The following is a 13,193-nucleotide window of genomic DNA, read 5'->3' as shown; positions in this document are numbered from 1 at the left end:
GAATGTGCCTGGCACCAGTGTGCGCCGCGGCGGGTGACCGGCGTTACAACAATTCCGTTGAATGGTTCGAGGTCAGGAGTCCGCCAAGCGGCGGGCGATGCCCCGCGCCGCGGTCTGCAGGGCCGGAACAAGCGCCTGGAGCCGCATTTCCCGCAGCGGAACCACGACGCCGAGGGAGGCGACCGCGTGCTGGCGGCGGTTGAGGACGGGCACGGCGATGCCCCAGGTGTCCGGATCCATGACGGCCTTCAGCTGCGCGTAGCCCTGGCGGGATGCTTCGGCGAGCAGCGTCCGCACATCATCGGCGGTCAGGGTGCCGCCGGGGTCCGAAAAGCCTTCGAGGTACGCCGCCTGGACGGATTTGTCCTGGTGCGCCATCAGGGCCAGGCCGGCGGAAGAGACGTGGAGGGGCATCCTGCCGGCCACCTGGGCACGGTTGGCCACCGATCCGCGGCGGGACAGGCGCTCCACGAACAGCACGTCCCGGCCGTCCAGGACCGCGAGGTTGACGTTCTGATTAAGGACCTGCTGGATGTCCTCCATGAACGGCATGGCAGCCTGCCGCAACGCCAGCGTTGGCGAGGCGCGGTTCACCAGCTCCCACAGCCGCAGCCCGGGGCGGACCAATCCTCCGGGCGCTGTGTCGAGCAGGCCGTGACCGGCCAGCTGGCCCACCAGCCGGTGCGTGGTGGTCAGCGGCAGGCCGGCGCGTTCGGCAAGCTCGGAGAGCTGGAGGGAGCCTGCGTCCTGCGGAAAGGCGGAGATCAGGCGGACGATGCGGTCCACCACGGAATCGCCCGACTGCGAGTTCGCCACCGCAACCCCTTCCGTTCAACGGGAAGTCCAGCCTACCGCGGCGGGGACGCGGGATGCCTTGCCCCCGAGTCAATGGCCAGTGCCCTCGGAAGGCGGTCAGGCCGCCGTCGTGCGTTGGCCCGCCGCAGACCGCAGGCGGCGCCACACACCGGGTGCCAGCACCACAGCGATGCCGACGGCGGCGCCGATCACGGTCTCGATGATCCGGTCCCGCAGCAGCATCCGGGGTGAGGCCGGCACCACCAGGAGCGTGGAGATCAGGGCCAGCGGGGTGACGAAGACCTGGGCCAGCAGGTACTGCCGGATGATGAACATCTCGGCGCCGAACTGGCACAGCGCCATGACCAGCACGGTCTGCCACGGCTGGAGGCCCAGCAGCAGGACGGCTGCGAGCAGCAGCAGGCCCAGGACCGTGCCGACAATCCTTTGGACGCCGCGCCGCACCCGGTGGCGGGTGGTGTGGCCCACCAGGGGCACCACGGCCGCGACCATCGCCCAGTAGTTGTGGCCGAACCCCAACTGCTGGCCCGCCCAGGTTGCCAGTGATCCCGCCAGCGCGGCCGCAACGAGGTAGCCGAACCCTTCAAGCCAGGCGGCACGCTTCTCCGCCCCGGTCCGCCGGATGCGCGGCGGCCACGTCCAGGGCGTGCGGTGGCTGGGAAGTACGCGGGAGGAAAAGCCGATCAGCAGGCACAGCACGGTGGTCAGGACCGCCACCAGCATCCCTTCCCACAACGGCGGCTGGTGCGGGATGGAGGCGATGGCCGCGAAGGCGAAGATGTGGAACAGGGATCCGCCCGGCCTCAGGCGCAGCCAGGAGATCGCCACGGAACACCCGCCGGCCACGAGGGTGGTGGCCAGGACCAGCAGCCAGGTGTGGGTGGCCGCGTCCAGGCCGAAAGCGGAATCCATCCGTGCGGCGAGCGCGGCCAGAAACATCACCAGCAGCATCAGGAGCCCGGCGCGCAACTGCAGCACGAAGCGGGCGGCGTGCGGTTCGCCGCGGCCATAGATGCCTGTGAAGGCACCGAACGACGCGAAGATGGCCACGTCCAGGCGGCCCAGCAGGACCAAAGTGGTGAGGGGAACGAAGACACCGACGGCGCAGCGCAGGGCGGGGTGGTGGTCCTTGTTGCCGGGGCCAATGCTGAACATCTCAGCAAGCATCTTCACGTTGGGCAGCGCCTTCCTGCGGTAACCGGTTGTCCTGATAGGGCGGCCGGCCACGCTGACGTTCCGGGTAAATCCTACGGCGGAGGCCCGCCCGGCCGCGCATTAAATTCCCTTGAATGGAATGGGCCGGCAATGCCGCAGTAACAGCAGGCACCGATGCTGGGCTCATGACGCGCGCATCCCGGAACACTCCTGCGGCCGAGCTGAGCTGCGAAGTCTGCGGCATGATGCCCGAGCCGCCCAGGACCCGCCTGACCGTGGCGAACGTGGCGGTGATGCTGCCCATCGAACTGCTGGTGCACGCCCTCGTGGTGGAAACCCACCTGCCCTACGTGGCCAAGGTGCTGGTCCTGACGCTGACCGCCACGGTGCTGGTGATCTGGGTGGCCGAACCCTCAGCCGCCCGGCTGCTGCGCGGCTGGCTGCACGCTCCGGCGCTGCACCGCCGCCGCACCCTCGACGCCGCTCCCGCGCTCTGGCGGGCGCGGACCGTACTCCGGGATGAGCCGGGCTCGCTGGAGAAGGTGACCGGTTCGCTGGCCCGGAACGGCGTGAACATCCTGGGCCTGCACGTCCATCCCGTGCCCGGAGGCGTGCTGGACGAGTTTGTGCTGTCCGCCCCCGGCAGCATGGGGGAACGGGAGCTGCTGGACGCACTGCGCGACGGCGGCGGGGCAGCTCCGCACGCCTGGCCCACCACCGCGCTGGCCATGGCTGACGGACAGACGAAAGCGCTGAGCCTCGCCGCCAGGATCGCCGAAGCCCCCACCGAGCTGCCCCTCGCCGTGGCGGAGCTGCTCCGCGCCCGGATAGTGCCGCCGTCGGACGTTTCCGCCGCGGTGGCCGGCGGCGGCGCCGTTCTCAAGATCCCCACGGCCTGGCACGGGCCCATCGTCTTTGCCCGGCCGGGCGAACCCTTCACACCTGCCGAGTCTGCCCGGGCCCACCGGCTGGCGGAGCTGGCGGAGGTCCTGGCGCACAAGACCACCCCTGCCACCCCCAACTAAGTACCGGTTACATCCGGAGCGTGAGCGCCTCCGGCTCCATGGTCATCAGGACGTGCTTGCCCTCGCCTTCGTGGTCCCCGTCCAGCTGATAGTTGTCGTTGTGTTCGAGGGTGATTTCCACGGTCTTGCCCTGGAAGTACTCCACGGCGGTGTCCTTGGTCCTGCCCCTGCCAATGATGCCTGCGAGCACGGAGAGCCAGCCCAGTTTGCCGTGGTGCGGAGCGAGCACCGCGATATCCAGCAGGCCGTCATCCACCTTGGCGTCCGGGAAAATCTCCAGGCCGCCCTGGACCTTGCCGCAGTTGCCCACCATCACGCTGCGCACGCCGCGGTGCACCACCGTCTCGCCGTCGATGACCACGGTGGCCTTGACGGGCTTTCCGGGCAGGTTCCGGATGCCGGCGTCCACGTAGGCCAGCCAGCCCACCTTGTCCTTCAAGTCCTCATTGGTGTCCGCCATGATGGTGGCGTCGTAGCCCACACCGGCCATGACCAGGAACAGCTGCTCCTGGTCCGGGTCGCTGCGGCGGGCACGGACCACGTCGATCTTCCGCTCCGAACCGGTGAGGGCTCCGGCCATGGCACCGTCGTAATCGGTCACGTCCATCCCGAGGTTGCGGGCCAGCAGGTTCCCGGTCCCCAGCGGCAGCAGGCCCATGGGAACGTCACCGCCGGAGAGGACCTCGGCCACGCAGCGGACGGTGCCGTCGCCGCCGGCGGCAATGACAATGTCGGCCCCCTGCGCCAGCGCTTCCTTGGCCTGCCCGACGCCGGGATCCTCCTTGGTGGTTTCCAGCCAGATGGCCTCGCCCCAGCCGTTTTCCACGCAGTGCTTGGCCACCAGGCCGCGCACGTCGATGTCCACCGGCTTGGCGGGATTGACAATGATGGCTGCGCGCCGGGGTGAGGTGGAGCTGTTGGCAGTCATGGCGTCCTTAGGTGGCGGAATGGAAAGCAAGCTTCTCAGAGAAGAGTAGCCTGACCGCCGGGGAGTTCCCGCCAGCGCCGGCTACAGGGATTTGACGGCCCCCAGCACCTGGGCCAGGGAATCCTTGGCGTCGCCGAACAGCAGGGAGGTCTGCGGCTCGTACAGCAGGTCGTTTTCGATGCCCGCGAAGCCGGGGCGCATGGACCGTTTGAGGAACACCACCTGCCGCGCCGCCGCGACCTCCAGGATGGGCATGCCGTAGATCGGCGAGCCCGCGGTGGTCTTGGCGGCCGGGTTGACCACGTCGTTGGCGCCCACCACCAGTGCCACGTCCGCGGTCTTGAACTCCGGGTTGATTTCCACCATTTCCTTGAGTGACTCGTACGGGACGTTGGCTTCGGCCAGGAGCACGTTCATGTGCCCGGGCATCCGGCCGGCCACCGGGTGGATGGCAAAGTCCACCTCGATCCCGCGGGCTTCCAGGGCCTGGGCCAGCTCCGCCGCCGTGTGCTGGCCCTGCGCCACCGCCAACCCGTAGCCGGGCACGATGATGACCCGCTGCGCGTACCGCAGGAGCACCGCCACGTCCTCCGGCGTGGAGGAGCGGACCGGCCGTTCGCTCACGGCGGTGGATCCCGCCGTCGAACTTCCCCGGAAGGCGCCGAACATGATGCCGGCGACGCTCCTGCCCATGGCGGCGGCCATGGCGCGGGTCAGGATGGTGCCGGAGGCGCCCACCAGGGTGCCGGCCACCACCAGGAGCACGTTGCCCAGCACCAAGCCGGACGCGGCCACGGCCAGGCCGGTGAAGACGTTCAGCAGTGAAATCACGATGGGAACATCGGCGCCGCCCACGGGCAGCACAAGCAGCGCACCGGCGGCCAGGCCCAGGACCAGCAGCAGCACCGCGAGCGCGGTGGACCCGGTCACCATGACCGCGGCGGCAGCAGCCACGGAGGCCAGCAGCACCGCGGCCATCACCACGGGCAGGCCGGGGAACAGCACCGGCCGGGTGGTCATGAGCTCCTGCAGCTTGGCGAACGTCACCCCCGAGCCGGCAAAGGAGACGGCACCCACCAGGAGCGTGAAGACGATGGCCAGCCGCACCCAGGGGCCGTCCGCGTGCGGCAGTTCCAACAGCGCCACCAACGCTGCGGCGCCGCCGCCCACCCCGTTGAACAGCGCCACCAATTGGGGCATCTGCGTCATCTTCACGCGCCGGGCTACCGGGGCGGCCACGGCGGCTCCCACGGCGATGGCGGCCAGGATCCAGGGGATGTTCTCCAGCCTCGCGGACAGGAACACGGTGACGACGGCGATCACGGCGCCGGCCGCGCCCACCAGGTTGCCGCGGCGGGCTGTGCGGGGTGAGCTGAGGCCGCGCAGCGCCAGGATAAAGAAGACGGCGGCCACCAGGTACAGGAGCGCTGTCCAGGCGGGGTCCAGGACGCTCATTTGCCCGCCGCCTTGTCCCCGGCCGCGGGCCGCGCGGCGTCCTTCCTGGCGTGGAACATGTGCAGCATGCGGTCCGTCACCACGAAGCCGCCCACCAAGTTGGCGGTGGCCAGGACGACGGCGAGGAGCGCCACTGTGAGGACCCAGGGGTCGGTTGCCTGGCCGGCCACGATGATGGCGCCCACCAGGATGATGCCGTGGATGGCGTTGGCTCCGGACATCAACGGCGTGTGGAGCGTGCTGGAGACCTTGGACACCACCTCGAAGCCCACAAAGACGGCCAGGACCGTGATGGTCAGCAGGCTCATTCCGTCCATCAGAGCGTTCCTTCCTGCGGTGCCGTGCTCCGCGCCCCCAGCAGCTCCGCGGTGGGGCGGTGCCGCACCTCACCGTCGTGGGTGAGGCACGCGCCGGCCACCACCTCGTCGCCGAAGTCCAGGTCCAGGGCGCCGTCCTTGACCATCAGCGCCAGGAGGTTGGCCACGTTCTTGGCGTAGAGGCGGGAGGCGTCAAAGGCCATGGCGGATGCCGGGTCCTTCAGGCCCACCAGGGTGACGTAGCCGGTGCCGTCGGCGGTGGGGACGTCGGTGTCCTCGCCGGGGACCACGCCTTCGACGTTGCCGCCGGACTCCGCGGCAAGGTCGACGACGACCGATCCGGCCCGCATGCCCTGCACCATCCCGCGGGTCACCAAAAGGGGTGCGGGGCGCCCGGGAACAGCCGCCGTCGTGATCAGCACATCCGACTCCGCAACATGCGGAGCCAGGAGCTGCCGTTGCCGGGTGCCGGCGTCGGAACTGAGCTGGCGGGCGTAGCCGCCTGCCGCTTCCGCGGTTTCAAGGTCCAGGCGGATGAACGTGCCGCCCATCGAGGCGACCTCGTCCGCGGAGGCGGGACGGATGTCATTGGCGAAGACCCGGGCGCCCAGCCGCTTGGCGGTTCCGATGGCCTGCAGCCCCGCCACGCCGGCGCCCAGGACCAGGACCCTGGCGGGCGGGACGGTGCCCGCCGCCGTCATGTAAAGCGGGAAGAACCGGGGCAGCCGGATGGCAGCCTCCAGGACGCAGCGGTAGCCGGCCACCAGGGCCTGGGAGCTGAGCGCGTCCATGGACTGGGCACGGGAAATCCGGGGAACCAGTTCCAGGGCGAAGGACGTGACGCCTGCGCCGGCGAGCGCCTCCACGGCAGGCAGTTCGGACGACGGCGAGGCCAGGCCCACGGTGAGGGTCCCCCGTCTCAGGGCGGCGGCGGCGTGCGGGTCGAGGGGCCGGACGTGCAGCAGGACGTCCAGGGCGGAAGCATCCAGTGCGGGGACGACGGCGGCGCCCGCCTGCATGTAGTCGCGGTCCGGGTGCCCCGAACGTTCGCCCGCTGCCGCCTCCACCAGGACCTCCAACCCCATCCCGGTAAGCTGCTTCACGGTGTCCGGGGTGGCTGCAACGCGCCGTTCACCGTCCCGGCGTTCCCGCGGAATACCCACTTTCATCCGCCGATTCCCCTTCCCGCCGCGACCGGCAGCCTTGCGGCAGCCGCTCTGCTGCGCACAGTTGGCTTGAGTCTAGGGCCCGTGCTGCTGCGGCGGGAGTGCCGCGGCGGGGTTGGATGGCAAACAGTTACCTTTGCCGTGACGCGCCAGCACAGCAACGGCGTGCGGTGCCGTGCGGTGCTGCGCTGGGTTGGGCTAGCCGCGGGCGGTCAGGTCCGCTGAAATGAGTTTGGCGGTGGCGGTGATTTCCTCCGCCACTGACGCCAGGTAGGCCTTCGGATCCGGCTGCGCCGCCACGGACTGGGCCTGCAGGGACACGTTGACAGCCGCCACGGCTTTGGGACCGTCGAAGACCGGGGCGGCCACGGACATCAGGCCCAGTTCCAGCTCCTGGTCCAGCAGGCACCAGCCCTGGGCGCGGACAGCCTCCAGCTCGGCCAGCAGCTGCGGGACCGTTCCCAGGGCGCGCGGCGTGAGGGGCCGAATGTCGGCGGCGGCCAGGTACTCCTCCAGGGCGGGTGCCGGGAGGTGGGCCAGCAGGACCCGGCCCATGGAGGTGGCGTAGGCCGGGAAACGGGTGCCCACGGTGATGCCGATGGTCATGATCCGGCGTGTGGTCACCCTGGCGATGTAGGCGATATCTGTTCCGTCCAGCACGGCCGCGGAGGTGGATTCGCCCAGTTTGAGGGACAGCTCCTCCAGGTGCGGCTGGGCCAGTTGCGGCAGGGAGAGCCCGGAAAGGTAGGCGTAGCCGAGCTGCAGCACCTGCGCCGTCAGGGCGAACGTCTTGCCGTCGGTGCGGACGTAGCCCAGCTCCACCAGGGTGTGCAGGAACCGGCGTGCGGTGGCCCGGGTCAGCCCGGTTTGCCCGGCAACCTCGGTGAGCGTCATGACCGGGCGGTCCGCGTCAAAGGCGCGGATCACTGCCAGGCCGCGTGCCAGCGACTGGACATACTGGTCGCTGGCCTGCGGGGGCTGGGTGTCCGTGCGGACGGCGTCGGTCATGGTTACCAATCCTAGGCGGCGCTTCCGACGCCGGACGCGGCCTTCAGCGGGACGGGCACCAGTTCCTGGAGTTCTTCAAGGGTGCAGCCGAAGGTTTCACGGACGGTGACGCCGTCGGGACCGGTGAGGAACACGGCCTTGTCGGTGTAGACGCGGGTGACGCAGCCGACGCCCGTGAGCGGGTAGGTGCAGGATTCCACGATCTTGGACGCACCCTCGCGGGTCAGGAGGGTCATCATCACGAACACGTCCTTGGCGCCGGTGGCCAGGTCCATGGCACCGCCGACGGCGGGAATCGCCCCGGGTGCCCCGGTGTGCCAGTTCGCCAGGTCCCCGGTGGCGGAGACCTGGAAGGCCCCCAGGACGCAGATGTCCAGGTGCCCGCCGCGCATGATCGCGAACGAGTCGGCGTGGTGGAAGTACGAGGCGCCGGGCAGCTCGGTGACGGGGATCTTGCCGGCGTTGATGAGGTCGCCGTCGATCTCGTCGCCCTCCGCGGCGGGGCCCATGCCCAGCATGCCGTTCTCGGTGTGGAGGGTGATGTTTTGTTCGTCGGTGAGGTAGTTGGACACCAGGGTGGGCTGGCCGATGCCCAGGTTCACGAAGGAACCGGGGGCGATGTCCTTGGCCACGAGCCGGGCGAGGTCGTCCCGGCCCAGCGGCGTCTCTGATGTCTTGATGCTGGTTTCGGTGAGGCTCATCTCAGGCCGCCTTTCCGTTCGTGGCACCGGCACCGCTGCCGGCAACCTGGACGATGCTGTTGACGTAGATCCCCGGGGTGACGATGTTTTCCGGGTCGAGCCCGCCGGTGGGGACGATCCCGGATACCTGGACGATGGTGTGCTTCGCGGCGGCGGCCATGATGGGGCCGAAGTTCCGGGCCGTCTTGCGGTACACCAGGTTGCCCTTTCCGTCGGCCTTGAGCGCCTTGATCAGGGCGACGTCGGCGTGGATGGGGGTTTCGAAGACCTGCCACTTGCCGTTCAGGAACCTGGTTTCCTTGCCTTCGGCGAGTGTGGTGCCGTAGCCGGTGGGGGTGAAGAACCCGCCGATCCCGGCCCCGGCGGCACGGATCCGCTCTGCCAGGTTGCCCTGCGGAACCAGCTCGAGTTCGATCTCGCCGGCCTTGTACTTGGCGTCGAAGTGCCAGGAATCGGACTGCCGCGGGAAGGAGCAGATCATCTTCTTCACCCGGCCTTCCTTGATCAGCAGGGCCAGGCCCTGGTCGCCCTGGCCGGCGTTGTTGTTCACCACCGTCAGGTCCGTGGCACCGCATTCGAGCAGCGCGTCGATGAGTTCGAACGGCTGGCCGGCGTTGCCGAACCCGCCGATCATCACGGTGGAGCCGTCCTTGATCCCGGCCACGGCCTCCTGGACCGAATCAACAAAGTTCAGCATGGCTTATGCCTTTCCGTTTGAAGCAGTCACGTTTTCCAGCACCACTGCCAGGCCCTGGCCGACGCCGATGCAGATCGCTGCGACGCCCCAGCGTTCGCCGGAGGCCTGCAGGGACCGGGCCAGGGTCCCCAGGATTCGGGTGCCGGAGGCGCCGAGCGGGTGCCCCATGGCGATCGCTCCGCCGTGCCGGTTCACGATCGAGGGGTCGATGCCCCAGGCGTTGACGCAGGCCAGGGACTGCGCGGCGAACGCTTCGTTAAGTTCGACGGCGCCCACCTGGTCCCAGCCGATGCCCGCCTTCGCGAGGGCCTTGTTGGCGGCCTCGACGGGGGCGTAGCCGAAGTACTGCGGATCGTTGGCGTGGGCGCCGCGCCCGGCGATGCGGGCCAGCGGGTCCAGCCCGAGCAGCCCGGCGGCAGCCTCACTGCCCACCCAGGCCGCGGAGGCGCCGTCGGACAATGGAGACGCGTTGCCCGCCGTGACGGTGCCGTCCCCGGTCCGGAACACGGTCTTCAGTCCGGCGAGCTTCTCCGCCGACGAGCCGGGACGGATGCCTTCGTCGCGGACCAGGTCGGTGCCCGGGACAGGGGTGACAAGGGTGTCGTAGAAGCCCTCGTCCCACGCGGCGGCGGACAGGTTGTGCGAGGCGGCTGCGAACTCGTCCTGCGCCTCCCGCGTGACGCCGTACTTCTCCCGGAGCCGCTCGGTGGCCTCGCCCAGGGAAATGGTCCAGTCCTTCGGCATCGCCTTGTTCACCAGGCGCCAGCCCAGGGTGGTGGAGGCCAGGTTCAGGTCGCCTGCGGGGTAGGGCTTCTCCGTCTTGGGGAGCACCCACGGCGCCCGGGACATCGACTCGGCTCCGCCCACCAGGACCAGGTCGGCGTCGCCGGCGTTGACCTGCCGGGACGCGATGATGGCGGCGTCCAGGGACGAGCCACAGAGCCGGTTCACCGTGGTGCCGGGGATCGAGACCGGCAGCCCGGCCAGCAGCGTTCCCATCCGGGCGACGTTGCGGTTTTCCTCGCCGGCGCCGTTGGCGTTGCCGAACACCACCTCGTCAATCCGCTCCGGATCAAGCGAGGGGGCGCGCCGCACGGACTCCCTGATCACGTGCGCGGCAAGGTCATCCGGGCGGACGGCGGCGAGGCCGGAGCCGAACTTGCCGAACGGTGTGCGCACGGCGTCGTACACAAAAGCCTGGTTCATGGGGTGGTGTCCATTTCTCGAAACACTTGCTGGGCGGTCTTGAACGCGGTGTTGGCGGACGGGACGCCACAGTAGATGGCGGTCTGCAGCAGGATTTCCTTGATCTCGTCCCGGCTGAGGCCGTTCCGGAGGGCGGCGCGGATGTGCATGGCCAGCTCCTCCCAGTGCCCGTGCGCCACCATGGCGGTGATGGTCACCGCGGAGCGCATCTGGCGGGACAGGCCCGGCCGGGTCCAGATGCCGCCCCAGGCGATGCGGGTGATCATGTCCTGGAAATCGTCGGTGAAGTCGTCCTTGCTGGCGTTCGCCCGGTCCACATGGGTGTCGCCGAGGACTTCGCGCCGGACGGCCATGCCGCCGTCGTAAATGTCCCTGCTGGTGGCGCCGGGCTGGACCACGCCGTGGCGCTGCGCCCCGTCCTGTCCAGCGCCGCTCACTGGGCCGCCTCCCGCGACTCCGCCCAGCCGACCAGGCTGCGCATCAGGTCCGCCACGTGGCCGGGCGCCTCGGCGGGTGCCAGGTGGGCGATGCCCTCGATGGTGACGGCGGTGGCGGTGCCTCCGCCGTCCCGGATCCCGGCGGCCACTTCCTCCGCCATGGCGGGCGTGGCCACACCGTCGAGCGCCCCGGCGACCACCTGCGTGGGAACACTGATGCTGCCCAGCTGGGCACGGACGTCGAAGGCCGCCAGGGCCTCGCAGCAGAAGGCGTAGCTGAAGCGGTCGGCGTCCCGCAGGGCGTGCAGCAGGCGGCTGCTCAGTTCGGGCTGGCTGTCCATGAACCCGGGGGCGAACCAGCGTTCGGCCGAGCCCTGGATCATCACCGGTGTGCCCTGGGTGCGGACGGTCTCCGCACGCTCCAGCCAGGCCTCCGGGGTGCCGATCCTGGCGCCGCTGTTCTGCACGGAGAGGCTTTTGAGCCGTTCTCCGTGCTTGATGCCCAGCTGCAGGCCCACGGCGCCGCCCAGCGACACGCCGGCGTAGTGGAAAGTGCTGCCCGGGGCGATGGAGTCGATCAGGTCCACCACGGCGTCGGCGAGGTCTGCCACGTCGAAGCCTTCGGTGGCGGCAGGCGAAACACCGTGGCCGGGGAGGTCCCAGGCCACGACGTCGTAGTCAGCGCCCAGCACCGACGCTGCCCGGTTCCACAGGATCGATGAGGTGCCCAGGGACGGTCCCACCACCAGGAGGGGGTGCCCGCCGAGGGGACGCTGCGGGGACAGCAGTGCTGCTTTGAGTGCCGGTTTAGCCACGGGAGGCTCCCTTCGGGTCGGGGGTCGGGGAATTAAAGTCGGGGTAGGCCGCGAGGATCCGGCGGGAGATCTCGCCAGCCTGGCCAAGGTAGTTGGCCGGGTCCAGGAGCCCGTTCAGCCGCTCATCGGTGGCGACGGCGGCGGGAACGGCCTCGCGGAGGAGCCTGCGGTAGGTGCTGGGCTGCTCCGGAGGAGGAACCTGGAGCGTCCGGTCCACCACGTCCTGCAGCTGCTCCTTGCCCGTGCGGCCGTCTTTCTCCCCCAGCAGAGGCGCCACCGCGGCGTTGACGCCTTCGGCCAGCAGCAGCGGCCCGGCAAGGTCCAGGTTGCGGCGCATGGCGTCCGGGAAGACCCGCAACCCGCAGGCCAGCTCCCTGACGTGCCCGGCGGCGCCGAGGGCGAGCGCCAGCAGCTGCCGGAGGGCCGGCCATTCGGCGTGCCAGGCACCGTCCGGCCGCTCGTCGTTGAAGGTGGCGGCTGCGAGGTGAAGCTGCGCGGCGAGGCCCGGGGCCTGCAGCGCGGCGCTGCGGACCAGCACGGACAGCACCGGGTTCTGCTTCTGCGGCATCGCGGAAGACACTCCCCTGCCCGCGGCCCGGGGTTCGGCGAGCTCGGCCACCTCGGGGCGGCTGAGGAACAGCACGTCCGCGGCGATCTTGCCGAAGGCGTCCAGCACGGCTGCCAGGGCGTTGCCGAGTGACGTGACGGCGATCCGGTTGGTGTGCCACGGCGCGGGTGCCGGGGCCAGCCCCAGCTGTTTCGCCAGGGCGTCGGCAAGGGTGAACGGCGTAGCGGCCGAACCGCTGGTCAGCACGCTTCCGGCGGCCAGGGTCCCGGCGGCACCGCCGAACTGGACCGGCAGCGCCAGGGCCTCGAGTTGCCTTCCGGCGGCGGCAGCCCCGTGGAACCACTGCGCCGACCGCAGCCCAAAGGTGAAGGGCAGCGAATGCTGCGTCAGGCTCCTGCCCACGCACAGCGTGTCCGCGTGCTGCTCCGCCAGGGCGGCCAGCGCCGCCGTGATGGCCTTCAGGTCCGCCAGCACCGCGCTGACCGTGTTGCGGGCCACCAGCATCAGGGCGGTATCCAGGACGTCCTGGCTGGTGAGGGAGGCGTGCACCGCCTTCCCTGCCCCCACACCGGCGGTGTCCAGGGCGGCGACGTTCCTGCGCAGGTCGCCCAGCAGGGGGATGACGGGGTTGCCGCCGCCTTGGGAGCGCCGGGCGATGTCCGCAACGTCGTAGCGGCCCGCGTCAGCTGCGGAGGCGACGACGGCGGCGGACCCGGCGGGTGCCAGGCCTGCGTGCTCCAGCACGGCAGCCCAGCCCGCTTCCACGGCGAGGATCGCCGCCAGCACTGCCCGGTCCCCCGTCAGCGCCGCCACCAGGGGCGACGCCGAGACGGGACTGAGCAGGCCGGCGTCGGCTTCTTCCGCGAAGGCGCGCAGGTCTCCCATGGCGGCGGCGTGCG

The 13,193-nt window shown here is 70.2% G+C and carries 14 protein-coding genes; 1 reads left to right on the top strand and 13 read right to left on the bottom strand.

Features of this window, described 5'->3' with window-relative positions:
• Nucleotides 1-72: 72 nt before the first annotated feature.
• Both AS031_RS16670 and AS031_RS16665 read right to left on the bottom strand, forming a co-directional pair.
• The gene (locus AS031_RS16670) at nucleotides 73-816 is read right to left on the bottom strand and encodes an IclR family transcriptional regulator (protein ID WP_058269281.1); all 744 of its coding nucleotides are present in this window, start codon (nucleotides 814-816) and stop codon (nucleotides 73-75) included.
• 96 nt (nucleotides 817-912) lie between these two features.
• Nucleotides 913-1,989, bottom strand: coding sequence for an FUSC family protein (locus AS031_RS16665; protein ID WP_058269390.1), 1,077 nt, complete (start codon nucleotides 1,987-1,989; stop codon nucleotides 913-915).
• A gap of 167 nt (nucleotides 1,990-2,156) precedes the next feature.
• On the opposite strand from AS031_RS16665, the gene AS031_RS16660 reads away from it, so the two are divergent.
• Nucleotides 2,157-2,996: an amino acid-binding protein gene (locus AS031_RS16660; protein ID WP_058269389.1), complete on the top strand. Its 840-nt coding sequence runs from the start codon at nucleotides 2,157-2,159 to the stop codon at nucleotides 2,994-2,996.
• 7 nt (nucleotides 2,997-3,003) lie between these two features.
• Here the strand turns inward: AS031_RS16660 and AS031_RS16655 are convergent, their stop codons facing one another.
• From AS031_RS16655 to AS031_RS16605, 11 genes are all read right to left on the bottom strand, one after another.
• Complete coding sequence (locus tag AS031_RS16655; protein ID WP_058269280.1) at nucleotides 3,004-3,924, bottom strand: diacylglycerol/lipid kinase family protein; 921 nt, start codon at nucleotides 3,922-3,924, stop codon at nucleotides 3,004-3,006.
• An 81-nt stretch (nucleotides 3,925-4,005) separates the two neighbouring features.
• Nucleotides 4,006-5,379 (bottom strand): NAD(P)(+) transhydrogenase (Re/Si-specific) subunit beta, encoded by a 1,374-nt coding sequence (locus tag AS031_RS16650; protein ID WP_058269279.1) that lies wholly within the window; start codon nucleotides 5,377-5,379, stop codon nucleotides 4,006-4,008.
• Complete coding sequence (locus AS031_RS16645) at nucleotides 5,376-5,696, bottom strand: NAD(P) transhydrogenase subunit alpha part 2 (protein ID WP_058269278.1); 321 nt, start codon at nucleotides 5,694-5,696, stop codon at nucleotides 5,376-5,378. The genes AS031_RS16650 and AS031_RS16645 overlap by 4 nt, the downstream gene beginning before the upstream one ends.
• Nucleotides 5,696-6,865 (bottom strand): Re/Si-specific NAD(P)(+) transhydrogenase subunit alpha, encoded by a 1,170-nt coding sequence (locus AS031_RS16640; RefSeq protein ID WP_058269277.1) that lies wholly within the window; start codon nucleotides 6,863-6,865, stop codon nucleotides 5,696-5,698. The genes AS031_RS16645 and AS031_RS16640 overlap by 1 nt, the downstream gene beginning before the upstream one ends.
• Nucleotides 6,866-7,060: 195 nt before the next feature.
• A complete protein-coding gene (locus tag AS031_RS16635; protein WP_058269276.1) occupies nucleotides 7,061-7,870 on the bottom strand; it encodes an IclR family transcriptional regulator domain-containing protein in 810 nt (269 codons plus the stop codon).
• 11 nt (nucleotides 7,871-7,881) lie between these two features.
• Complete coding sequence (locus tag AS031_RS16630) at nucleotides 7,882-8,571, bottom strand: 3-oxoacid CoA-transferase subunit B (protein WP_058269275.1); 690 nt, start codon at nucleotides 8,569-8,571, stop codon at nucleotides 7,882-7,884.
• A 1-nt stretch (nucleotide 8,572) separates the two neighbouring features.
• On the bottom strand, nucleotides 8,573-9,268 hold the full coding sequence (locus AS031_RS16625; RefSeq protein ID WP_058269274.1) for a 3-oxoacid CoA-transferase subunit A: 696 nt from the start codon (nucleotides 9,266-9,268) through the stop codon (nucleotides 8,573-8,575).
• Nucleotides 9,269-9,271: 3 nt separating this feature from the next.
• The gene (locus AS031_RS16620; protein WP_058269273.1) at nucleotides 9,272-10,474 is read right to left on the bottom strand and encodes a thiolase family protein; all 1,203 of its coding nucleotides are present in this window, start codon (nucleotides 10,472-10,474) and stop codon (nucleotides 9,272-9,274) included.
• Nucleotides 10,471-10,911: a 4-carboxymuconolactone decarboxylase gene (gene pcaC, locus AS031_RS16615; protein ID WP_058269272.1), complete on the bottom strand. Its 441-nt coding sequence runs from the start codon at nucleotides 10,909-10,911 to the stop codon at nucleotides 10,471-10,473. The genes AS031_RS16620 and pcaC overlap by 4 nt, the downstream gene beginning before the upstream one ends.
• Nucleotides 10,908-11,726, bottom strand: a complete 819-nt coding sequence (locus tag AS031_RS16610; RefSeq protein ID WP_058269271.1) for an alpha/beta fold hydrolase — start codon at nucleotides 11,724-11,726, stop codon at nucleotides 10,908-10,910. Before AS031_RS16610 ends, pcaC begins: the two co-directional genes overlap by 4 nt.
• Entirely contained in the window at nucleotides 11,719-13,179 is a 1,461-nt protein-coding gene (locus AS031_RS16605) for a lyase family protein (protein ID WP_058269388.1), read from the bottom strand. The genes AS031_RS16610 and AS031_RS16605 overlap by 8 nt, the downstream gene beginning before the upstream one ends.
• Nucleotides 13,180-13,193: the final 14 nt, after the last annotated feature.

Origin of the sequence: Pseudarthrobacter enclensis (assembly GCF_001457025.1) — a bacterium.
GTDB classification, from domain to species: Bacteria; Actinomycetota; Actinomycetes; order Actinomycetales; family Micrococcaceae; genus Arthrobacter; species Arthrobacter enclensis.
This window is presented reverse-complemented; position numbering and strand designations above follow the sequence as displayed.